A 20970-nucleotide genomic window follows, 5' to 3' on the forward strand; every position below is an offset into this window, starting at 1 on the left:
GATGAGTGATCAGGGGGTCAACCTTCAGCTGCCGAAAAGGGGTCAGCTTTCGCCTGCCGTTGACAGGGCCGACCCAGAGGCAAGGAAGGTCAAGATGACACCTGATGGTGCGGCAGTCCCCCTGGCACGCCCAATTACCTGCGCGCCGGTGAGGTTTCCCTGCGTTACTGAGAACACCGGATCCGGCGTTCAGCGTGGCGCTGTCGCGCAGCGTCTTGCAGCGGGTCAGTGCACCAATAACCGGGCCCCCTGACCGGCCGTTGACGTGCTCTCTTGCAGCCACATGGGACTCCTCCGTCATCGACAGCGCAGCCGTCAGGGCGTCTGCTGGCATGACCTGACGGTCGTCAACAGCCCGGTCGCTGTGGCCATGGGAACAGGTCAGTTCTGGAGGTGGTGTCGGGGAAGGCGGATCCGGAAGCTGGCCCCCTGCCCACGTCCGCGGCTGGTCGCTTCCAGGGTTCCGCCCTGAGTCTCGACGAGGGCTTTGCTGATGGCCAGTCCCCGCCCGGAGCCACCGCGGTGGGCTTCCCTGCCGGTGTTGGCGCGGTAGAACCGCTGGAAGACGCGCGCCAGGGCCTCGGCAGAAATGCCCACCCCTGTGTCGGTGACCGTGACGGTCACCGACACCGGGTCCAGATCGGTGTGCACGGTGATGGTCCCTCTCGATGGGGTGTGGCGCAAAGCGTTCTCCAGCAGATTGCTCAGCACCTGCCCCACCCGTTGCTCATCCAGCACGGCCGGGGCCGTGCTGGCGCCGGTAGCCCCGACAGTGATGTTCTGCTGGACGGCGAGAGGTTCAATAGCCGCCACCGCCTGCTGGGCCAGTCGCGCCATGTCGACGACAGTGGGCTGGGGATGGAGAAGGCCCTCTTCAGCTCCGGTCAGGGCCCTGATGTCCCCGGCCAACTGCTCCAACCGGGTGATCTGGGCCTGCGGGATCGCCGTGGTCCGCTCGTCCAAGGCGATGACCCCGTCCTCGATGCCTTCCAGGTGTCCCTTCAGGTTGGCCAGCGGGGTGCGCATCTCGTGTCCCAGATCCGCCAGCATCTGCCGGCGGGTCGTCCCCACGGCCTGGAGCTTGGCCGCCATGTCGTTGAAGGAGCCCGCCAGGGAGTCGAATTCCGGCCGCAGCCCGGTCGGGGGAATCCGCACGTCGTAGTGGCCGGCGGCCACCGCGCGTGCGGCGGCAGTGAAGGACGCCAAGGAGCGTCCGATGGTGCGGTAGAGGTAGAAGCTGAGCAACCCGGCGATGATCAAGGCCGGAACCGCGCCGACGCCCAAGGCGGTGAGGCTGATCAAGCGGAAGGCCTCGGCGAGGTGCTCCAGCCCATCGGCCTCATCGTCGTGCCCGGCATCGATGAGTTCGTCGTAGAACATCGTCGGTCCGGCCAGGACGGCCGTCAGCAGCACGACCCCCAGACCGGCCAGCAGGACCGAGATCTGCGCCACCATCAGCCGCACCGTCAGAGGGCTCCAAAAGCGGATGCGCTCAGGCACGGCGGCGATCATCGTCCGACCCCCATGCGGTAACCGATGCCGCGGATGGTGTGGATGAACCGCGGGCTGGTCACGTCCTCCCCGAGCTTCCTGCGGATCCGCCCGATGTGCACATCGACCAAGTGCTCATCCCCGGACCAGTGCGTGTCCCAAACCATCTCGACCAGTTGCCGGCGGGACAGCACCCTCGCGGGATGGGCGGCCAGGGTGGCCAGCAGGTCGAACTCGATGCGTGTGAGGTCCACCAGCTCTCCGAGCAGGTAGGCCTCACGGGATGCTTCATCCACCAACAGGTCCCCGATAATCCGCTGCTGTCCGATCGGCTTCAGGGCTGGGACGGTTCGCGCTCTGGCTCGGCGCAGCATGGCCTGCACACGGGCCACGAGCTCGCGCGGGCTGAAGGGCTTGGTCACGTAGTCAGCGGCGCCCACCGACAGCCCCACGATCTTGTCCACCTCGTCGTCACGAGCAGTGAGCATCAGCACGTGGCAGTCCGAGAAGGCCCGCACTTGACGGCACACCTCGATCCCGTCGATCCCGGGCAGCCCCAAGTCGAGCACCACCACATCGGGGACGAACTCGCGCACCGCGGCCAGGGCCTCCAGGCCGTTGTGGCGTACGACGACCTCAAATCCCGCCGCGCGCAAGTACCCCTCGATCAACCGTGCTAGATCGATCTCATCGTCAACCACCAAGACCCGACCGGTGAGGGACACGACCATGGTGGCTCCTAGGTCCAGGACCAGCCCGCTGGCCGAGGTGCGGCCCCACGGTCCGGTCGGAAGCCCGATTGCGGGGGCCCGGCACCCGGTATCGATGATGATCTCGCGAATCTGCCGCGACGAGTGCCCACCACTGGGGGTCCGCCCGTTGCGGCAGGCACGGCGCGCGACAGTCCGCCTCGGCCGGTGCTCACTGCCGGTAGAGCACCGCGCGGCGGGTCACGCTCACGCTGGTGCTGACCACCCGTTCCAGTGGTCCCTGGCCCAGGGTGCGTTGCCAGATCACCGCGAACAGGACATTAGCCCCCAGGTTGACGGTGAACCACAGGTAGGGCCGGTCGTAGTGACCCTCCAAGGACAGCCCCACCAGGTGGGTGGTGTACAGGGTCAAAGTCATCGCACCCATCGCCGACAGGAGCACGAGCAAGGCCCTGGCCCGGGGGGCAACCAGCAGGAAGAAGCCCAGCACTGCCAGCCCGACGCCCAGGCTGGCGGCGATCGCCAACGGGGTGTTGGTGTGCGGGGTGTCGACCACCAGCCACCAAGCGGTGTCGGTGGGCAACTCGTCCTCCGGCCCCGACAGGAGAGCCTCCTCGAGCTCCTCCTTGTCCATCCCGGAGCTGCCCAGCAGCCGCTCGTAGCCTCCCAGAGCGTAGAGCAGGAAATACGAGGTGACCTGGGCGAAGACCGCCACCCCGATCCCCGCCACCAGCAAACGGATCTGGACTGCCTTCTCGCGCAGGTCCAACCGTCCCACCCCCATTCCCACCAACAGGTATGTCAGGTAGCACAGAGCCGGGTACGAGCCGGTCAACAACAGCTGGGAGGCTGTCGCTCCCAGTTCTTTCACCACATCAGCAAGAGTGGGGTTGTCGGAGGTGTATGCGGGCAGGACGTCTCTGAGCCCCTGCATCAGCAGCGGACCCACGATCCAGAAGACCGCCGCGCAGACGAACAGTGTCTTCGGCCCTATGTGGAGGAAGGGGATGGCCAGCAGGAAGAACACCCCGTAGTAGATCAAGATGTTGTCCGCCGGGGCGTCCTCGGGCATCACCGTACCGATCCACAGGCCTACCACGGCGATGAGGACGGCGCGTACGGCCACCCCCACCCGGTCAGCGGCCAGCTCCCGCCCCCGGTGCCGGCGCCGTCCTCCCGAGCTCAGTGCCAGTCCCACCCCGGCCAGCAGGGCGAACAGGGCTGCCGAGTCCCCGCCGAAAAGGATGTAGGACCAGGTCGGCTCGCCCGTCATCTGGTCCTCGGTGGGCAGGAGGTGCACCGCCATCAACCCGATCAGCGCCAGCCCACGGGCCGCGTCGATGCCCACCAACCGCCTCGAGGAGGGGCGGGCACCGCCCGGGGCACCCGCCAGGGCGGATCCTTCCGTTCTGGACGTCCCACTCACAATTTCCCCCGATAGCCCAGGCCCGCCCGGCCCCCCCCCAGGGCGCCGGCCACTGGCCGTGTCCGAAGTCCCAGCACCCCCGGGACCGTCCTGCACTCAGGGTCAGCGCTGCACCTTGCGCTCCGGTTGAGTAACCCTCAAGATTTCGTGAAGTCTGCGATCCCCACCGCGCACGCACGTGAAACATCTGCCGCACCCCTCCAGCACGCCAAGGTCGCCGGACGGAGAAACCTACGCCTCACTCAATTCGACGACGACCGTGCGCTCAAAGGGGTGTCGGCATGGGCAGTGCCCAGATCCGGCGGTAGAGGGTGGCCCGGGACCTCCCGAGATCGCGGGCGACTGGGGTGGCCGGCTCCCCGCCCTCGATGAGCCGGAGGGCATTGCGGATCTGGGAGTCGGTGAAGGTCTGGCCCCTCCCGCCGAGGTCCTTGCCGGCGGCTCGACGCTTGGCCACCGAGTCTGTGATCCTCTCCCGCTTGATCTCCAGTTCCCTCTGCGCCAGCGCAGCCATCACCGTGAAGACCATCGAGCCCATCGGGGTAGCTGTGTCCACGTCTCCCCCACCAGCATTCAGCACACGCAACCCCGCACCCCTCCCCCGCAACGCTTCGGCGAAGGTCAGCATGTTTCGCGTTGATCGGCCCAAACGGTCCAGCGTAGTGATGACCAGCGTGTCGCTGACCTCCAGCGCCGCAACCGCTTTTTCGAACTGTGGTCGCGAAGCACGCCCTCCAGACACTCCACTGTCGACATACACGTCATCGCGCCGCACACCTGCCTGCAGAAGGTCAGACACTTGCCGGTCTGCATCCTGCTGCCGTATCGACAGTCGGGCATACCCGATCAGCTTCCCCATGTCCACCCCCTCTGTCTCGCAACAAACGTTGAGTATCCAATTCCGGGGGCATGGACAAAGCACATAGCTACGAGACAGATCGAACTGCGAAAGCATACGGCTGCAAATTCCTCGGACGAGACGTCTCGCATCCCTTGGCTCGGGAGGGGCCGACGTCGATGCTCGGGTCAGCTTGCCCCTGTCCATGGAAGCGGCACTCACGCAACGGCACCGGTCCTCGGTGGCGCCTACGCCGCGTCGGACGACGAAGGAATGCCACCGGCCCACCGGCTCGAGGGGGCGGCCCCTGCTTGCGGAGCATTTCTGGCGGGACAGGAATGAGGACGGTATGTGGATCGACCTTCCGTCTACCGGGTAACAGGGTCGGCGTAGCACGCAGGGTGGACGGTCGGGGGACCGGACCGCTCGGCGTGGATCGTGTCCGTCGAACCGGCCAGGAGGCTGAGGAGGGCCCTCTGGCCGTAGCAGTTCTCGCCGCCCGGGGGAGCACTCCCAGGACCCGCGTCCCGGCCGCCCCGGCCGCCCCGGAGGAGCTGGAAGCCCACGGCTACCTCGCTCGCCTCGCCGAGATCGCCCCGCACCTGGCCGCGACGCTGCCCGCCAGAAACCCTCCACACAATGCTGGAACCTCTATGATCGAGCCCCGCCACGACGGGGCGACCCGAGCACGCACCTCCTGGTCGCGAGTGCGTGCGCACCGGTGGTGCTGCCGCCTCGGTCGGCCCGCGGTCCTCAGTGGCCGAGGGTGTGGCTGGGCGTCGTGCCGTAGACCTGGCGGTAGTACTGGGCGAAGCGGCCCCGGTGGGTGAAACCCCAACGGGCCGCGATGCTCTGCACCGTGTCCCCGACGGTGGGGTCACCGGCCTCCAGGTCGCGGTGGGCGGCCTCCAGACGGGTCCGGCGCAGGTACTGGGCCGGGGTGAGCCCCAGCGGGTCGTTGGCGCGGAACGCCCGCATCAGCGCGGCCGTGGTGGTTCCGGCCGCGCGGGCGGCGTCCTCGACGGTGATCGGGGACCCGGCGTGGTCGTCGAAGAACTGCACCGCCACCCGGTAGCGGCGGGTCTGGGCCTCCATGGACAGGTACCGGACCTCACGGTCCCCGGCCAGCGGGAAGCACTCCAGCAACCCCACGGCCAGGAAACGAGTGAGCTCGGCGCGCACCAACGGCTCGGCGTAGGCCTCCGAGCCGACCACACCGGCCCCGTAGCGGACCAGACCCGACCAGTACCGTCCCCACCGGGTCCCGGCCGGGGTGCAGGAGTCGAAAGCCACCGGGGTCCTGGTGCCGTAGACGGTGTCGGCAACCTCCTGCACCAGCTCCACCGACAGGTGCGCCAGGGTCACGTCCGCGTCCTCGATCACCGTCAGGGACGGGTGCTCGGGGCGGAACAGCACCGAGGAGCCCGCAGCGGCACTACCGCTCTGCCGGCCGATCTGCCAGTCGTACCGGACCCCGCGCACCTGGGCCACCGTGAAGGTCTCGGTGTCACCCCACAGGGACATGGTCCCGCCCACATGGACCGCCGACACCGCCAGCCGGTCGTCCCCGGCCCGGGACAGGCAATAGGAGAAATCCGGGTCCGTGGAGCTGTACCCGAAACGCATCCCGGTCCGCTCCCCCACATCGGCCAGGACCTCGGGGTCCGCGATCGTCAGCTCCTGCCGGAACACCTCGCCCATGAAACGACCCCACCTCCTGCACAGGACGCACCCTGCGGCGCCCAGTTCTGAGTGTCCATTGTCCAGACCGGCCCGCACGCGCGCACCATTGTGACCCGCCACTGCCGACGTCCACGCCTTTCGCCGGACGAGGACCTGGACGGCCACGCCCCTTGTGCCGGGCCGCGAACAACAGATGGGCAGGCAGAACATCCCCGATCGGTCGCGATGACCACGTCGCGCCACCAGGTCGTGTCGTGTCCCATCGGCCCCGGGACGCCCTGATATGGCGTCACCTTCCGAACACCCGGTCGTGCGACGTGGGGGAGATCGTCCTGAGAGCCCGCGGGCCGATGTCTCTCACAGCTTGGCGAGGCGGTACCCGGCGCCGCGGACGGTGACGATGCGCTGCGCGCCGAGCTTGTTGCGCAGATAGCGAACGTAGACGTCCACCACGTTGGACGAGCCGTCGAAATCGTAGCCCCACACCTTGTTCAGCAGCTGCTCGCGGGTGAGCACCTGGCCGGGGCTCTCGAGGAAGGCCCTGGCCATGGCGAACTCCCGGGGGGAGAGCTCGATCTGCCGGTCCTCGAGCACCGCGCACCGGGTCCCGACGTCGAGGCCGAGCCCGCCGTAGCGCAGCGCGTCGGCGGCCGGGTCGGCCACCGCGCGGTCCCGGAGCCGGGCCCGGACGCGGGCCAGCAGCTCCTGGAAGCGGAACGGCTTCGCGAGGTAGTCGTCCGCCCCCTGTTCCAGCCCCGCGACGGTGTCCTCGACGGAGTCGCGGGCGGTGCACATGATCACGGGGATCGCGAAGCCCGTGGAGCGCAGCACCGAGAGCACCTGGAACCCGTCCATGCCGGGCAGGCCCACGTCGAGGACGAGCAGGTCGAACTCCCCGGTGCTCGCGTAGTCGAGGGCACTCGTGCCGTCCTCGACCACCGTGGTCGTGTAGCCCGCTGCGCGCAGGCCCTTCTGGATGAAGCGCGCGATGCGCTCCTCGTCCTCGGCGATGAGGATGCTGGCCATGGGTCGCCTCTACTTCCTGGGGGGTGCGGCGGGGACGTCGGGACCGGGCACGGGGACCGGGGACCGGGCGGACCCGGACACGGTGGGACCGGACACGGTGGGACCGGACGCCGTGGAACCCGGCACCGCCGGACCGGGGACCGGGGCCGCGGCGGTCGGGGACCCGGGCAGGCGGAGGGTGAACGTGGCCCCGTTGCCGGGGCTCGAGCGCAGCCCCACGGTCCCGCCGTGGCCGTGGGCGATGGCCGCCACGATCGCGAGGCCGAGCCCGGAGCCCTCCACGGTGCGACCGGTCTCGGCCCGGCCGAAGCGCTCGAAGATCCGCTGCTGGTCCTCCGGGGCCACGCCCGGGCCGGTGTCCCGGACCCACACCTCGAGGGTGCGTGCGGGGCCGTCCTCGCCGGCCGCGGCGGGTCCGGTGGCCCAGGCGGCACCCAGTGCCACGAGGTCCCCGGGGGCGGAGAACTTCACCGCGTTGGCGGCGAGCTGCACCACCGCCTGGGTGAGGCGCTGCGCGTCGGCCACGACCTGCCTCTCGGCCCGCGCCTCGAGCTCCCAGCGCCGGTCCCCCAGCGCGCGCAGCCGGTCCACGGTGTCGTCGAGCCAGGCGGGGACGTCCACGGGGCCGGGACGGATGAAGTCGGCGCGCTGGGCCTTGGCGAGCAGCAGCAGGTCCTCCACGAGGCGGTTCATCCGCTCGATCTCGTCGAGGAGCAACGCCCGCGTCTCCTCGACGTCGGCGGGGTCGTGCTGGTCCATCAGCTCGAGGTTGCCGTGCAGGATCGTCAGGGGGGTGCGCAGCTCGTGGGCGGCGTCGTCGAGGAACTGGCGCTGCTGGACGAAGGCCGCCTCGATCCGGCCGAGCATGCCGTTGAAGTTCACGGCGAGCTGGCCCACGTCCGAGTCGTCCTGCGTCACGGGCACGCGCCGCCCCAGGTCCTCCGGGCTGATCTGCTCCGTGGCCCGGCGCAGACGGGTGATCGGGGCGGTGACCCGGCCCACCAGGACGTAGGCCACCAGCCCCGCCACGACCGTCGTGAGGGCGGCGATGCCGAGATAGCGCCACAGCGAGTCCAGGACGATCCGGCGCTGGGCGCTCATGTCGAAGCCGACCACGAGGTAGCCCTGGCGCGGGTCCTCGTCCAGGACCACGGAGATGACGCCCAGCCGGAGCATGCGCCCGTCCTGCTCGTGGTCGAAGACGACGGTCTGCCCGGGCCGGGCCCGCTCCACGGCCGCGCTGAGCGTGGCGGGGTCGTCGAGCTGGAACCGGGACCGGTCGGCGTGCTCGAACGCCGGCTTACCGCCCACCAGCGCGAGGATGCTCTCGTGCTCCCCGGGCACCGTGGTGGTCATGAAGGTGTAGAAGAGCTGCGGAAGGTCCGTGAACGGTTCCTCGGCCGTGGCGTTCAGGTCCTCCGAGAGGGAGGCGTCCGGGCCCAGCGGCCCGCGCTGCGCGAGCCGCTGCAGCTCACCGGCCTCCTGGACGATGTCCTGGCGCACGGACTCGTCGAGGTCCACCAGGCGCAGGTAGTGGGTGATCCCGCCCACGGCGAGGAGCGCGACGGCCAGGAAGGCGATGGTCGTGGCGAGCACCCGGCTGCGCACGGACCGCAGCTCCGTCCGCACCCTGTCCCACCGCGCGCCCGCCATGCGGCCCAGCCTATCGACGGCACGTGAGAGAAAAATGAAGGGAGGGGACGGGCCGTGCGGCCCGTCCCCTCCCTCGGCGCGGAGGTCCTGCCCCCGGGCTCAGTACTTCTTGCTGCGCGGCTTGCGGAACGGCTTGTCGCCGTCCCGGTCGCCCGCGGAGAACCCGGACCGCTTGCCCTGGTAGCCGCCCCGGGAGTCGTCGCCCCGGGCACCGCCGCCGCGGCGGGGGCGGTCCTGGTAGGAGGACGAGGTGCTGCGGGGCCGGCCGCCGGCGCCCGGGCCGCGGTCGGCCTCGAGCTGGATGAGCTCCCCGTTGATGCGCGTGCGGGAGAGCCGGTCCAGGGTGGAGGCGGGCAGGTTCTCGGGCAGGCCCACGAGGGTGTGGGTCGAGCGGATGTCGATCGCCCCGATCTGCTCGCCGCTCAGTCCGCCCTCGTTGGTGAGGGCTCCCACCACGGAGCCCGGCGAGACGCGGTGCCGGTGGCCGACGGACATCCGGTAGGTGGCCATGCCCTTCTCGGTGCGCGGTTCGCGGCGGGGCCGGTCGTCGCCGTCCCGTCCCGGGCGGTCCCGGTCGCGGGTGCGCTGCACCGGCTCGGGCAGCTCCTCCACGAAGAAGGGCCGGCCGTCCTGGGCCATCACGGCGATCGCCGCGGCGATCTCCACGGTGTCGACGTCGTGCTCGGCCTGGTACTGCTCGACGAGCTCGCGGAACTGGGCGAGGTCCTCGGACTCCATGGTGTTCGTGATCTGCTGGGCGAACTTGTCCTTGCGGGTCTGGTTCACGTCCTCCGTGGAGGGCATGCGCATGAGCTCCACCGGCTGGCGGGTGGCCTTCTCGATCGCCCGCAGCAGGTACTTCTCCCGCGGGGTCATGAACAGGATCGCCTCGCCGGAGCGCCCGGCGCGGCCGGTGCGCCCGATCCGGTGCACGTAGGACTCGGTGTCGTGCGGGATGTCGTAGTTGACCACGAGCGAGATGCGCTCGACGTCGAGCCCGCGTGCCGCGACGTCCGTGGCCACGAGGACGTCGATCTTGCCGTCCCGCAGGGCCTCGACCGTGCGCTCGCGCAGGTTCTGCGGGATGTCGCCGTTGATCGCGGCGGCCGCGTAGCCGCGGGCCTTGAGCCGGTCGGCGACCTCCTCGGTGGCGGCCTTGGTGCGCACGAAGACGATGACGCCGTCGTAGTCCCCGACCTCGAGGATGCGGGTCATGGCCTCCATCTTGTGGGAGCCCATGACCTGCAGGTAGCGCTGGCGGGTGTTGGTGCCCGTGGTGGTCTTGCCCTTGACGGCGATCTCCTGCGGGTCCCGCAGGTACTGCTTCGCGATCTTGCGGATCGCCGGGGGCATGGTCGCGGAGAACAGCGCGACCTGCTTCTCGACGGGCGTCTGCGAGAGGATCTGCTCGACGTCCTCGGCGAAGCCCATGCGCAGCATCTCGTCGGCCTCGTCGAGGACCACGTACTGCAGGTGGGACAGGTCCAGGGACCCCTTCTTGAGGTGGTCGATCACGCGGCCGGGCGTGCCGACGACCACCTGGGCGCCGCGGCGCAGCCCGGCCAGCTGCGGGCCGTAGGGGGAGCCGCCGTAGACCGGCAGGACGGTGAAGTCCTCGAGGTGGGTGGCGTAGGAGGAGAACGCCTCGCCGACCTGGAGGGCCAGCTCGCGGGTCGGGGCGAGGACCAGGACCTGGGTGTCGCGGGAGACGCCGTTGACGTCGGAGAGCTCGGCGAGCCGGGACAGCGCGGGCACGGCGAAGGCCGCGGTCTTGCCGGTGCCGGTCTGGGCCAGGCCCACCACGTCCTTGCCCTGCAGCAGCACCGGGATGGTGGCGGCCTGGATGGGCGTGGGGTTCTCGTAGCCGACCTCGTCCAGGGTGGCGAGCACCCGGGAGTCGATGCCGAGCTCGGCGAAGGTGATGGTGTGCTCCTCGGCGGTGCCGGAGGTGCTGGGGGTGTCGACGGTCATGGAGAAGTGCCTCGTTATCTGTGCGGGTGGCGGCCCGGGAGCATGCCCAGGGGCGTCGGCCACGGTCGTGGTGTCCGGACGTCCCTGCCAACCACTTGGAGCCCCGTTCGGAAACGGGAGCGTCGGACACGGCGCGACACGGGCCGCGGCCGAACACGATGCGCGGACGGCATCGCGTTGCACGAGAAAGTGAGGGAGTGACCGGATTCGGTCCCCCCAGTCTAGCGCACCCGGCGGCGCGGTCATCCCAGCCGGCGCACCACCACGAGGTGCTTCTCGTCACGCACCTCGGTGTAGCCGGTGCCGTAGCGCTGGCCGGCCCAGTCGGCGACGTCCCCCGGCGGGTGCCCGCCCCACGCGGCGCCGAGCCGGTCGACCACCACGTACTCGGGGGCGGGATCGCCCTCGGACCCCAGCCAGTGCACCTGCGCGCCGGGCACGAGGTGGTGCAGGAGGGTCAGGTCCGTGGCCACGCTCGCCCCCTCGGGGACGACGGCGACGACCGCGGCCTTGGCGTCCGCCCGGGGGTCCGGCCGGTAGGCGGCGGGGTCCACGAGGTCGGCCAGCGGGCGCCCCGGGACCAGCAGGAGGGCGACGGCGAGCGCCAGCGCCGGCGCGGCCCGGGCGAGCCGCCGGAACCGTCCGCCGCGCAGCCGGAGCACGGCGTCGAGCAGCGCCACGACGACGACGGGCATGAGGACGGCGCTGTAGTGCCAGCTCGTGCCCCAGTAGCCGTGGTTCGGCGAGAGCATCCGCCAGACCAGCGTGGGCAGCGCCACGAGCGCCAGCGGCGAGCGGACCGCGACCACTGCGCCCACGGCCAGGACGGTCAGCCAGGTGAGCGCCTTCTGGCCCGGGACCACCAGGGAGACCAGCGCCCCGGCGGGGTCCGCCGCCGCCGTCGCGAGGTCCAGCCGGTCCGCGTACGCGAACCGGCCGTCCGGGCTGAGGGCGGGCAGCACCACGGTCACCGCGAGCACCGACCAGGCCGCGCCCCATCCGGCGAGCGCGAGCCCCAGCGCCACCGGACGGCGGTCCCCGTCCGCCTCGCGGTGCGCCCGCCAGGCGAGCACCAGGCCGAGCACCGCGACCGTGACGCCCAGGTCCTCCTTGACGAACGCGACGGGGGCGGCCCACAGTGCGGACGCCGTCCACCGCCGCTCCACCAGGCAGCCGAGGGCGAGGACCATCAGCGGCAGGGCGAAGGCCACCTCGTGGAACTGCACCGCGACCGCGGCCTGCAGCCCGAAGCTCAGCCCGTAGGCCAGTCCCAGGGCCGCGCCCGGGCCCGCGCCCAGCGCCCGGGTCGCGAAGCCCGTCAGCGCCCCCGCGGAGACCGCCACGAGGAGGTCCTGGACCACGAGCAGGGTCAGCGCGGAGGGGAACAGCGCGTAGACCGGTCCCAGCAGCACGAGGATCGGGTGGAAGTGGTCGCCCAGCAGGTTGGCGCCGTGGCCCTTGAGGTGCACGACCGGGCCGTCCCCGGCGGCGTAGGACTTGGCGAGCTGGGTGAAGATCCCCAGGTCCCAGGACGGGACCTCCCAGCGGTGCCACTGGAGCAGGGACCACCACACGTACAGGACGAGCACGAGGAGCCCCACGCCCAGCGGCACCAGCCGCGCCCGCCCGGTGAGCGGCACGGGACGGGCCGGCGGTGCGGCGCGACGGAGCGCGGTGGCGGGCATGGCCTCCTCGGTGGCGGGGTGAGCGCCGTCGGTCAGGACTGCCATCATGGTCTCATGGCCGTCACCGCTCCCCCGTCCGCCCGCCGGCGCCCGGTGACCCCGGACGCCGAGCTCGTGTGGGACCCGGAGGGCGCGCTGCACCTGGGCCAGACGCTCGGCGTGCTGGGCCGGGGCAGCGCCGATCCCCTGGTCCGGGTCGCGGCTCCCGACGTCGTGTGGGTCACCGCCCGGACCGCGGCGGGCCCGGTCACCGCCCTCTTCTCCCGCACCGGTGCCGGTCGGCCCCTGCAGCGGCCCGTGCGCGTGCGCGCGTGGGGGCCCGGCGCCGAGGAGTTCCTGCTGGAGGCCCCGCGCTGGGCGGGCGCGGAGGACGCGTGGGAGCGGTTCGAGGCCTCTGACGCCTTCCGCGCGCTGCCCCACCGGCTGAGCGCCGCCCGGCACCACCACCCGGGGCTGCGCCTGCCCTCGACCGGCCGGGTGCTGGACCGCGCCGTGCTCTCGGTGCTCGAGCAGCGCGTCACCGTGCGCGAGGCCGTGGCCGCGCACCGGCAGCTCGTGCGGCGCTACGGCGAGCCCGCGCCGGGCCCCGCCCCGGAGGGCATGCGGATCGCCCCGACCGCCGAGGCGTGGTGCCGGGTGCCCGTGTGGGAGTGGCACCGGGCGGGGGTCGACGGCGCCCGGACCGCCACCGTCCGGCGCGTGGCCGGACGGGCGGCCGCCCTGGAGCGCCTGGGCCGGGCCCCGCTGGACGCCGAGCTGCACCGGGGCCTGCGCTCGATCCCCGGGCTCGGGCCCTGGACGGTCGCGGAGATCGTGCAGTGCACCCACGGGGACCCGGACTCGGTCAGCGTCTTCGACTTCCACCTCGCGGACACGGTGTGCTGGTTCTTCGACCGGCGTCCCGGCGACGACCGCCGGATGCTCGAGCTGCTGGAGCCGTGGCGGGGCGACCGGCAGCGGGTGGTGCGCCTCCTGCGGGCCTCCGGCTTCCGCAAGCCCTCGTTCGCCCCGCGGCTGCACCCGGAGGACCACCGGCGCCGCTGAGCACCGCTGGGTGCCGGTGGCCACAGCTGGGTGCCGGTGGGCACGGCTGGGTGCCGGTGAGGACATCCTGTCCTTGCTGGCACCGGCGCACTGGTGGGAGTTCAATGGGCCCATGACGACCGAACACGTGATCAAGGAGCCGCACGGTGCCGGCTACACCGAGCGGATGAACAAGCTGCGGGCCGGGGTCCTGGGTGCCAACGACGGCATCGTCTCGGTGGCCGCGGTCGTGGTGGGCGTGGCCGGGGCCACGACGAGCACCAGCGCCATCCTCCTGGCCGGGGGCGCGGCCCTGGTCGGCGGAGCCCTGTCCATGGCCCAGGGCGAGTACGTGTCCGTGTCCAGCCAGTCGGACTCCCACCGGGCCCTGATCGAGAAGGAGAAGCAGGAGCTCATCGACATGCCCGAGGCCGAGCTCCAGGAGCTCGCCGAGATCTACGAGACCAAGGGCCTGTCCGTCGGCACGGCCCGGCGGGTGGCGCTGGAGCTCACCGAGCACGACGCCCTGGCCGCGCACCTCGACGCCGAGCTCAACATCGACGCGGAGGACAGCGTCAGCCCGTGGGGCGCGGCGGTCGCCTCCGCGCTGTCCTTCCTCGTCGGAGCGCTGCTGCCCATGCTCGCGATCCTGTTGCCGCCGGAGGCCTGGAGGATTCCCGTCACCTTCGTCACGGTGCTCGCGGCTCTCGCGCTGACCGGCTGGCTCGGGGCGCGCCTCGGAGACACGCCGCAGCGGGGCCGCGCGGTGGTGCGCGTGGTGGTGGGCGGGGCGATGGCCCTCGTGGCCACCTTCGCGCTCGGCTCGATGTTCGGCGTCACCGGCCTCGTCTGATCCCCTGCCGCCCGCACCGGTCCCCGGTCACGGGCACGGGGCCGGGCACAGGCAGGCCGGGCACGACGACGCCGGGCCCCGCCTCCGAGGAGGCGGGGCCCGGCGCGCTGGTGCGGCAACGGTCCCGCGGTCAGGCGTTGGGCGCGTCCTGGGACTGCTTGGCGACCTCGGCGCGGACCTCTTCCATGTCGAGACCCTTGACGGCGTCGATGACCTGGTCGAGGGCGGAGGCGGGCAGGGCGCCCGGCTGGGAGAAGACGAGGATGCCCTCCCGGAAGGCCATCAGCGTGGGGATCGAGGAGATCTGGGCCGACGCGGCGAGCATCTGCTGCTCCTCGGTGTCGACCTTCCCGAAGACGATGTCCTCGTGCTTCTCCGAGGCGGCCTCGTAGGTCGGGGCGAACTGCTTGCAGGGTCCGCACCACTCGGCCCACCAGTCGAGCAGGACGATGTCGTTCTCGGCAATGGTCTGGCCCAGGGTGTCCTGGGTGATGTCAACGGTAGCCATGCCCTCCAGCGTAGAGGCAGAGCCGTCCGGGGGCACAGGATTTCACTGCCGGCTCAAGACCGGGTGGCGCGCGGGAACTAGACTGGGTGTCCGGGTCAGGCCTGCGGCCCGGGCTCCTGGACCGGGCAACCGGACCGGAGCCGGACCCCGTGCACGCCGAGGTGCGCCATGAACTTCGAGATCGGCATCTTCTCGCTGGGCGAGGTGGTCCCGGACCCCGTCACGGGCACCCGACCCGACAGCCGTCAGCGCCTGCGGGACATCATCGAGCAGGCCGAGGCCGCGGAGCGCGCCGGTCTCACCGTGATCGGCGTCGGCGAGAACCACGGAACGGACGTGGTCGCGGCCTCGCCCGTGGTGCTCCTGTCCGCCATCGCCGGCCGCACGCACCTCCTGCGGCTCACCACTGCCGTCTCCGTGCTCACGGCCGGGGATCCCGTGCGGCTCTACGAGCAGATCGCCATGCTGGACAACATCTCCGGCGGGCGCGCCGAGATGATCGTGGGCCGCGGCGCTTCCCAGCGCGTACTGTGCGCCCTCGGCCTCGAGCGGGAGGACCACGACGCCCTGTTCGAGGAGAAGCTGCTCCAGCTCCTCAAGGTCCGCGAGACGGATCCGGTGACCCTCGTCGGCCCGCTCCCCCGGCACGGCGTGGAGATCGACCTCGAGCCCCGCCCGTTGCAGCCGTGCCTGCCGATCTGGCTCGGCAGCTCCGGCACACCGGCCTCCGTGGCCCGCGCCGGGGCTCTCGGTCTGCCCCTCGCCCTGCTGCGCACGCACGGTCCCTTCGCCGAGGCGGTGCCCGTCGTCGAGGCCTACCGGCGGGCTCTCGCGAAGTCCGGCCGGGACGGCGATACCCCGGTGTGCCTCAACGTCCCGGGCTTCGTGGCGCGCGCTCCTGCGCAGGCGCGGGAGCTCAGCCACCCCTATTTCGCCGCGGGGGCCCGCAGCCACGGGCCGGTCCACCCGGCGGACCCCCGCTGGTCCCGGGAGGAGTACGAGCGGGAGTGCGCCCCGGACGGGACCCTCGTGGTGGGGGACGTGGACGAGGTGGTCGCCAAGATCGTGGCGCAGCAGCGCGCGCTCGGCCACGAGCGCCTCCTGCTGCGCATGGACGCCGGAGGCGTCCCGCACCATCTGGCGCTCGAGTCGATCACGCTGCTCGGCGCCGAGGTGGTGCCGCGGGTGCGCGCGGCCCTGGGCTGACATTCGCCAGCGGCGCCCGGCAGCGAGGCCCGGGCGGGTCTCAGGCCTGCGCGGGGGACGCCGTGAGCACGACGTTCTTCCCCCAGAGGTCCTCGGTGTAGCAGCTGACGATGACCAGACGGTCCGGGACGATGCGCCAGATGTCGCTGTCCTTCAGGGTGTTCTTGTCGTGGGTGACCACCGAGTCCACCACGTACTCCAGGGTCCCGGCCGCGGTCTCCAGCTCGATCTCGCTGCCCACCAGTCCGGGGTCGCTCAGCCGGTTGAACGGGGCGTCCCGGTCCTCCCAGCTGTGGCCGGTGATGTACGTGGTGTTCTCCGAGCCCTCGCCCGGCATGCCGTAGGGGGTGAGCCAGTAGCCGTCCAGGGTGTCCGGCGGGACCAGCAGCTCCGTGGCCAGCTCCTGCTCGCTCGGCGTCAGGGGCAGGACGGTCACGTCGAGGTGGGCGTCCTCGACGGCCAGCCGCACGGGCGCCGCCGCCGCCGGACGGTCGGAGGTGGCTGTGGCGGGCGGCGCGCCCGTGGCGGCCGCCGTGGGAGGTGGCGCCGAGGCGGCCTCCACCGGGGCGGTCGCCGTCGCGGCCGGGGAGGCGGTGCCCTCCGCGCCCCAGGGATCCGTCAGCAGCACCGTGGACAGGACCGCCACGGCGCCGATTCCGCCGACGGCGGCCCAGCGTGTGCCCGCACGACGGCGCGGCGCGGTCTCCTGCTCGGGTGCGTCCATGCTCTGGTCCTTAAGGGATCGGCTCGGCAGATGGCTGCGCCCTGGTGCCGCGCGGGCGCGGCACCAGGGCGGTCAGCGGTTCGGGATCAGGCGCGCCCGCGGCGCACCCGGAGGGCCACGGCCCCGGACACGGCCGCACCGGCCGCCAGCAGGCCGGCCAGCACACCCGTGCTGAGCCCGCTCTCCTCGGCGGTCTGCATGTTGATGCCCTGGTTCACGCCGGAGTCGGTGCCGGTCCAGTCGTCCGAGCCGGTCCCGGTGCCCAGGACGTCGCAGTTCCCCTGGAACTGCGCCAGGAGAGCGGCGCCGTCCTCCATGAACACCTCGCCCTGCGCTCGGGCGTCCAGGGCCACTGCCTGGAAGTTCGCCGCAGCGGCGGAGGTGGCCGCGTAGGCCTCGTCCACGGCGGGGTCGTCGGTCGACGCCGCATAGGTCTCCTGCAGGCGCTGGATCTCGTTCCAGGCGGCCTGGGCGCGGTCCATGGTGTCGTCGTTCGCGATGGCGTCCGCCAGCACGGCCTGCTGGGTCTGGAGCTGGCCCAGGACCGCCGGGTCCGTGACGAGCGAGTTGAAGTGCGTGCCCGAGTCGTAGAGGTGGTCGGCCGCGGTGACCAGGTTGGTCACGGCGGTGCTGGCGGCGGGGGCCACGCAGGTGTCGGCGTGGGCGGCGGGGGCACCCAGGAACAGGCCTCCGGCCAGGACGGCAGCCGACGAACCCGCGGCCACCCACTTCTTCACAGCAGTCATATCGGTCTGTCTCCTCAATCATTCAGAACCCCGGGCCTGCCCCTGGGGTACCAGCGCGCGGCACAGTCCTTCCCAGCGTCCTCGGCGTTGCACACCGGCGGGAGCGCTGCAGGGTCGGTCGTGCTGCTGGTCATCCGGAGTAGGGGGTCCCGACGTGCCGGCTCGGGGAGTGCTGGCACGTGGCCGGATGATGCTGTCGCCTCAAGCTACAAGGATATTCATGTTCTTAGCAATTGTTAAGGCCGGAACGGCGGGGCGGCCTCGTCCCCGTGTCCCCGCAACAGGGGATTTCTGCGCAGGATGCCGCAGGAGCGGGAGCCCCTCCCCCACGAACGAGCGCCGGCTGCGGGGCCATCCGGGCGACCGCCGGCGTCCCGCCGGCGAGGGACTGCCCGGCCCCGTCACGACCGGGCACGACGAAGGCCCCGGACCTCGGACCGGGGCCTTCGTCGTGGAGCTTGTGGCAGATGAGGGATTCGAACCCCCGTAGGCATTGCCAGCTGATTTACAGTCAGCCCCCTTTGGCCGCTCGGGTAATCTGCCGGGGTGCTGCCGCCGGCCCTTCCGGCCCGGTGGTGGCCGCCCCCGCGTGCGGGAGCAGTTCAACAGTACAGAACATCCGTCGCGATGCGAAATTGCCGGGAACGGCTCAGGCGGCGAGCCGCTCGCACACCTGCTGGAGAAACTTCTCCGCCTGCTCGGCGGTGATCTCGCCGTGCGTCACGGCCTCCGCGAGGTCCTCGGCGACACCGATCAACCGTTGCGCCACCTCGGGGTCGATCCGCTCGGTGGCCGAAGCGCCCGTGCCCGGACGGGGCGGCGGCACCGTGCCGCCGGTGGTCGCGGCCGCCGGGCCCAGCCCGATGCCCATCAGCAGGACCGCCGCCAGCGCGGTGGCCGCCACGGCGCTCCCGCGCCGGGTCCGCCCCGGGCCGGGCGTCACGTCGTCGTGACCCTCGGATGTGCTCATGCCGCCATCCTGGGAGACGGACCTGGACGGACCCTTGGGCGCAGGTCACGAAACGGTGACGGGGCCCTCCCGGTAAGCTGGTTCACAGTCCCACGGGCCGCACGCCGCCCGTCCACCGCCCCAGCTCAGGAGGCAGCATGGCCAGCGATTCCTCGTTCGACGTCGTCAGCAAGGTCGACAAGCAGGAGGTGTCCAACGCCCTGAACCAGGCGCAGAAGGAGATCGCCCAGCGCTACGACTTCAAGGGCGTCGGGGCGGAGATCGACTTCTCCGGCGAGAAGATCCTCATGAAGGCGAACTCGGAGGAGCGCGTCAACGCCGTCCTCGACGTCTTCCAGTCGAAGCTCGTCAAGCGCGGCATCTCCCTCAAGTCCCTCGACGCCGGGGAGCCCTTCGCCTCCGGCAAGGAGTACCGGATCGAGGCCTCCGTGAAGGAGGGCATCGCCCAGGACCAGGCGAAGAAGATCACCAAGCTCATCCGCGACGAGGGCCCCAAGGGCGTGAAGGCCACCATCCAGGGCGACGAGCTCCGGGTGTCGTCCAAGTCCCGCGACGACCTCCAGGACGTCATCACCCTGCTCAAGGGCTCGGACCTCGAGGTGGACCTGCAGTTCATCAACTACCGCTGACCCGGGCCGCGCGCCCCGGCCGGCGGACCGGGAACGGACAGCGCTACCGTGCGGCGTCCACACCGGCCCAGGCCTCCGCGTAGAACCGCGGGGAGTGCGAGTCCAGCAGCTCCGCGTAGGGATCCGGCTCCATCGCCTGCGCCGAACCAGCCGGGACCTCCGATGCGAAGGCGGACACGCCCAGCCCGGCCTCACGGTCCTCCAGGGTCAGGCCGGCGACCTCCAGGATCGTGGGGTACATGTTCAGCTGGTCCACGCGGGGACGCAGTGTGCTGCTCTCGTCCTCGCCCGGGATCCAGATCCGGTTGAAGATCGTGCGGTTGTCGTGGTCGTCGAGCTGCTCGTGGAAGGCGTCGCCGGCGCTCATGTGCTTGAGGTGGTCGCCCATGATCACCACGGCGGTGTCGTCGAGGTAGCCCTTCTCCTCCATGTGCTCCACGAATCCGGCCACCTGGGTCATGGAGCAGGAGAACACGGAGGTGACCTCCTCCTCCGTGTCCACGGTGCAGTAGTCGTAGACGTGCACCGGCTCGTGGGTGTCCAGCGTCAGCACGGAGAGATTGAACGGCTGGCCGGTCCTCTCCGCCTCGGCGTGCAGCTCGTCGATCTCGTCCTTGGCGCGGGCCATGAGGCGTTCGTCGCTCAGACCCCAGTCGCTGCGGAAGTTCTTCTCCGGTTCGCCGGCGGCCCGCCAGTCGGAGAGGTCCTTGATCTCGGAGTAGCCGTGGCTGCCCAGGAAGTCGTCCTTCGCGGCGAAGGAGGCGTTGGCCCCGCCCAGGAAGACGTTGTGGTAGCCGTGCCCGTCCAGGACATCGCCCAGGCAGGTGGCTCCTCCCAGGTAGGTGTCGACGTCGCCGCTGAGCTCGTCGGAGGCGCCGCTGCCCGCGGCGGAGCCCACGCCCTTCAGCGGGACGCCGCACTGCGTCGAGGTGAGACCGGCCATGGTCCAGCCTCCACCCTGGTACTGCTGGAGACCGTCCACGCTCTGCCAACCGTCCGAGGCCTTGGTGACCTCCTTCAGAGGGACGAACGCGTCCTTCTCGAAGAGCTGGTCGTCCGCGAGGGTGGCCTCGCCGGACTCGAGGTAGATCAGCACCAGGTTGCGCTTGCGCTCGGCACCGGTGACGGTCGGCTCCACGTAGTAGTCGCCGAGGTCGTACTCGGAGTTCGTCGCCCTGAGGTAGTCCCCCACGCCCACCGTGGTGGCGAAGGCCGTGGTGCCGCCCACGACCACCGCGGCCACCAGAGCGGTGGAGACGGTGCGCATGATCCACTGCGGGCGACGAGGACGCATGTCGTCGCCGTTGCGGCGGCGCTCGCGGCGCCGGGAGGACTGCCACAGGGCGATCCCGACGGTGATGAGCAGGGGCACGACGCCGATCCCCAGGACGCCGACCCAGACGATGGCTCCGCCCCCGCCGTCGACCTCCACGGAGACGAGGTTCAGGAGCATCTGACCCACGGAGATCCTGCCCCAGAAGAAACGGATGCCGGCGGCGGCGATGAGCAGCGCGAGCCCCGCCCAGATCAGGACGTAGACCCAGGTGCGTCCCACCACGACGCCAACCCGTCGGACCACGTGCGGAATCCGGCCGGACATGGCAACACCTCGCGATCCGGATGCCCGCGTGCTCGTCGAGCACCCTTGACACCCCACCCGTTCTCGGGCCCGTAGAAGACTAGTACCGCTACGCTACCCGTTCACCCGTGGTTCACCAGTGGTTCACCCGACGCCCGATCGGCCCGGACGCCGTTCGTCGACCACCGCCGGGCTCCTCCCACATGTCCTCACGCACGACTCCTCTCGTTCGACGACGGAGCCGCCCAC

The 20970-nt window shown here is 71.3% G+C and carries 18 protein-coding genes and 1 tRNA gene; 4 read left to right on the top strand and 15 right to left on the bottom strand.

The window, feature by feature from the left end:
• Positions 1–381: 381 nt before the first annotated feature.
• The 9 genes from ACYVM4_RS12405 to ACYVM4_RS12445 form a co-directional block, all read right to left on the bottom strand.
• On the bottom strand, positions 382–1500 hold the full coding sequence (locus ACYVM4_RS12405; protein ID WP_460668738.1) for a sensor histidine kinase: 1119 nt from the start codon (positions 1498–1500) through the stop codon (positions 382–384).
• 8 nt (positions 1501–1508) lie between these two features.
• Positions 1509–2222: a response regulator gene (locus tag ACYVM4_RS12410; protein WP_460668739.1), complete on the bottom strand. Its 714-nt coding sequence runs from the start codon at positions 2220–2222 to the stop codon at positions 1509–1511.
• Positions 2223–2412: 190 nt separating this feature from the next.
• A complete protein-coding gene (locus tag ACYVM4_RS12415; RefSeq protein WP_460668740.1) occupies positions 2413–3549 on the bottom strand; it encodes a heparan-alpha-glucosaminide N-acetyltransferase domain-containing protein in 1137 nt (378 codons plus the stop codon).
• A 343-nt stretch (positions 3550–3892) separates the two neighbouring features.
• Entirely contained in the window at positions 3893–4486 is a 594-nt protein-coding gene (locus tag ACYVM4_RS12420) for a recombinase family protein (protein WP_460668741.1), read from the bottom strand.
• 732 nt (positions 4487–5218) lie between these two features.
• Positions 5219–6166, bottom strand: a complete 948-nt coding sequence (locus ACYVM4_RS12425) for a helix-turn-helix transcriptional regulator (RefSeq protein ID WP_460668742.1) — start codon at positions 6164–6166, stop codon at positions 5219–5221.
• 339 nt (positions 6167–6505) lie between these two features.
• Positions 6506–7174, bottom strand: a complete 669-nt coding sequence (locus ACYVM4_RS12430) for a response regulator transcription factor (protein ID WP_368820467.1) — start codon at positions 7172–7174, stop codon at positions 6506–6508.
• Between the two features lie 9 nt (positions 7175–7183).
• Positions 7184–8827 carry a sensor histidine kinase gene (locus tag ACYVM4_RS12435; protein ID WP_460668743.1) on the bottom strand — a complete coding sequence of 548 codons (1644 nt, stop codon included), beginning with the start codon at positions 8825–8827 and terminating at the stop codon, positions 7184–7186.
• Positions 8828–8926: 99 nt separating this feature from the next.
• Positions 8927–10861 (bottom strand): DEAD/DEAH box helicase, encoded by a 1935-nt coding sequence (locus ACYVM4_RS12440; RefSeq protein WP_438612797.1) that lies wholly within the window; start codon positions 10859–10861, stop codon positions 8927–8929.
• A 179-nt stretch (positions 10862–11040) separates the two neighbouring features.
• A complete protein-coding gene (locus ACYVM4_RS12445) occupies positions 11041–12531 on the bottom strand; it encodes a DUF2079 domain-containing protein (protein WP_460668744.1) in 1491 nt (496 codons plus the stop codon).
• Between the two features lie 6 nt (positions 12532–12537).
• Here ACYVM4_RS12445 and ACYVM4_RS12450 point away from each other — a divergent pair, with 6 nt between their 5' ends.
• The gene (locus tag ACYVM4_RS12450; protein ID WP_368820471.1) at positions 12538–13527 is read left to right on the top strand and encodes a DNA-3-methyladenine glycosylase family protein; all 990 of its coding nucleotides are present in this window, start codon (positions 12538–12540) and stop codon (positions 13525–13527) included.
• Between the two features lie 112 nt (positions 13528–13639).
• Positions 13640–14359 carry a VIT1/CCC1 transporter family protein gene (locus ACYVM4_RS12455; RefSeq protein WP_460668745.1) on the top strand — a complete coding sequence of 240 codons (720 nt, stop codon included), beginning with the start codon at positions 13640–13642 and terminating at the stop codon, positions 14357–14359.
• 130 nt (positions 14360–14489) lie between these two features.
• Here the strand turns inward: ACYVM4_RS12455 and trxA are convergent, their stop codons facing one another.
• Entirely contained in the window at positions 14490–14867 is a 378-nt protein-coding gene (trxA, locus tag ACYVM4_RS12460; RefSeq protein WP_035924949.1) for a thioredoxin, read from the bottom strand.
• A gap of 168 nt (positions 14868–15035) precedes the next feature.
• On the opposite strand from trxA, the gene ACYVM4_RS12465 reads away from it, so the two are divergent.
• Positions 15036–16073, top strand: a complete 1038-nt coding sequence (locus ACYVM4_RS12465; RefSeq protein WP_368820474.1) for an LLM class flavin-dependent oxidoreductase — start codon at positions 15036–15038, stop codon at positions 16071–16073.
• Positions 16074–16113: 40 nt separating this feature from the next.
• Here the strand turns inward: ACYVM4_RS12465 and ACYVM4_RS12470 are convergent, their stop codons facing one another.
• The 4 genes from ACYVM4_RS12470 to ACYVM4_RS12485 all read right to left on the bottom strand — a co-directional run bounded on the left by ACYVM4_RS12470 (position 16114) and on the right by ACYVM4_RS12485 (position 18513).
• The gene (locus tag ACYVM4_RS12470; protein ID WP_460668746.1) at positions 16114–16797 is read right to left on the bottom strand and encodes a class F sortase; all 684 of its coding nucleotides are present in this window, start codon (positions 16795–16797) and stop codon (positions 16114–16116) included.
• A gap of 86 nt (positions 16798–16883) precedes the next feature.
• Positions 16884–17543, bottom strand: a complete 660-nt coding sequence (locus ACYVM4_RS12475) for a hypothetical protein (protein WP_460668747.1) — start codon at positions 17541–17543, stop codon at positions 16884–16886.
• Between the two features lie 461 nt (positions 17544–18004).
• Positions 18005–18086, bottom strand: a tRNA-Tyr gene (locus tag ACYVM4_RS12480).
• Positions 18087–18192: 106 nt separating this feature from the next.
• The gene (locus ACYVM4_RS12485) at positions 18193–18513 is read right to left on the bottom strand and encodes a hypothetical protein (protein WP_460668748.1); all 321 of its coding nucleotides are present in this window, start codon (positions 18511–18513) and stop codon (positions 18193–18195) included.
• Positions 18514–18650: 137 nt separating this feature from the next.
• Here ACYVM4_RS12485 and ACYVM4_RS12490 point away from each other — a divergent pair, with 137 nt between their 5' ends.
• The gene (locus tag ACYVM4_RS12490) at positions 18651–19142 is read left to right on the top strand and encodes a YajQ family cyclic di-GMP-binding protein (protein WP_017832435.1); all 492 of its coding nucleotides are present in this window, start codon (positions 18651–18653) and stop codon (positions 19140–19142) included.
• A gap of 43 nt (positions 19143–19185) precedes the next feature.
• Here the strand turns inward: ACYVM4_RS12490 and ACYVM4_RS12495 are convergent, their stop codons facing one another.
• Positions 19186–20742, bottom strand: coding sequence for an LTA synthase family protein (locus ACYVM4_RS12495; protein ID WP_460668749.1), 1557 nt, complete (start codon positions 20740–20742; stop codon positions 19186–19188).
• Positions 20743–20970 lie beyond the last annotated feature (228 nt).

Source organism: Kocuria himachalensis (assembly GCF_054784195.1).

Bases quoted from the DNA above. Each gene is read 5' to 3' on its own strand.
- ACYVM4_RS12465 (WP_368820474.1), top strand. From the start codon at position 15,036: ATGAACTTCGAGATCGGCATCTTCTCGCTGGGCGAGGTGGTCCCGGAC.
- ACYVM4_RS12430 (WP_368820467.1), bottom strand. From the start codon at position 7,174: ATGGCCAGCATCCTCATCGCCGAGGACGAGGAGCGCATCGCGCGCTTC.
- ACYVM4_RS12495 (WP_460668749.1), bottom strand. From the start codon at position 20,742: ATGTCCGGCCGGATTCCGCACGTGGTCCGACGGGTTGGCGTCGTGGTG.
- ACYVM4_RS12420 (WP_460668741.1), bottom strand. From the start codon at position 4,486: ATGGGGAAGCTGATCGGGTATGCCCGACTGTCGATACGGCAGCAGGAT.
- ACYVM4_RS12410 (WP_460668739.1), bottom strand. From the start codon at position 2,222: ATGGTCGTGTCCCTCACCGGTCGGGTCTTGGTGGTTGACGATGAGATC.
- ACYVM4_RS12435 (WP_460668743.1), bottom strand. From the start codon at position 8,827: ATGGCGGGCGCGCGGTGGGACAGGGTGCGGACGGAGCTGCGGTCCGTG.
- ACYVM4_RS12490 (WP_017832435.1), top strand. From the start codon at position 18,651: ATGGCCAGCGATTCCTCGTTCGACGTCGTCAGCAAGGTCGACAAGCAG.
- ACYVM4_RS12450 (WP_368820471.1), top strand. From the start codon at position 12,538: ATGGCCGTCACCGCTCCCCCGTCCGCCCGCCGGCGCCCGGTGACCCCG.
- trxA (WP_035924949.1), bottom strand. From the start codon at position 14,867: ATGGCTACCGTTGACATCACCCAGGACACCCTGGGCCAGACCATTGCC.
- ACYVM4_RS12425 (WP_460668742.1), bottom strand. From the start codon at position 6,166: ATGGGCGAGGTGTTCCGGCAGGAGCTGACGATCGCGGACCCCGAGGTC.
- ACYVM4_RS12470 (WP_460668746.1), bottom strand. From the start codon at position 16,797: ATGGACGCACCCGAGCAGGAGACCGCGCCGCGCCGTCGTGCGGGCACA.
- ACYVM4_RS12455 (WP_460668745.1), top strand. From the start codon at position 13,640: ATGACGACCGAACACGTGATCAAGGAGCCGCACGGTGCCGGCTACACC.
- ACYVM4_RS12445 (WP_460668744.1), bottom strand. From the start codon at position 12,531: ATGATGGCAGTCCTGACCGACGGCGCTCACCCCGCCACCGAGGAGGCC.
- ACYVM4_RS12485 (WP_460668748.1), bottom strand. From the start codon at position 18,513: ATGAGCACATCCGAGGGTCACGACGACGTGACGCCCGGCCCGGGGCGG.
- ACYVM4_RS12475 (WP_460668747.1), bottom strand. From the start codon at position 17,543: ATGACTGCTGTGAAGAAGTGGGTGGCCGCGGGTTCGTCGGCTGCCGTC.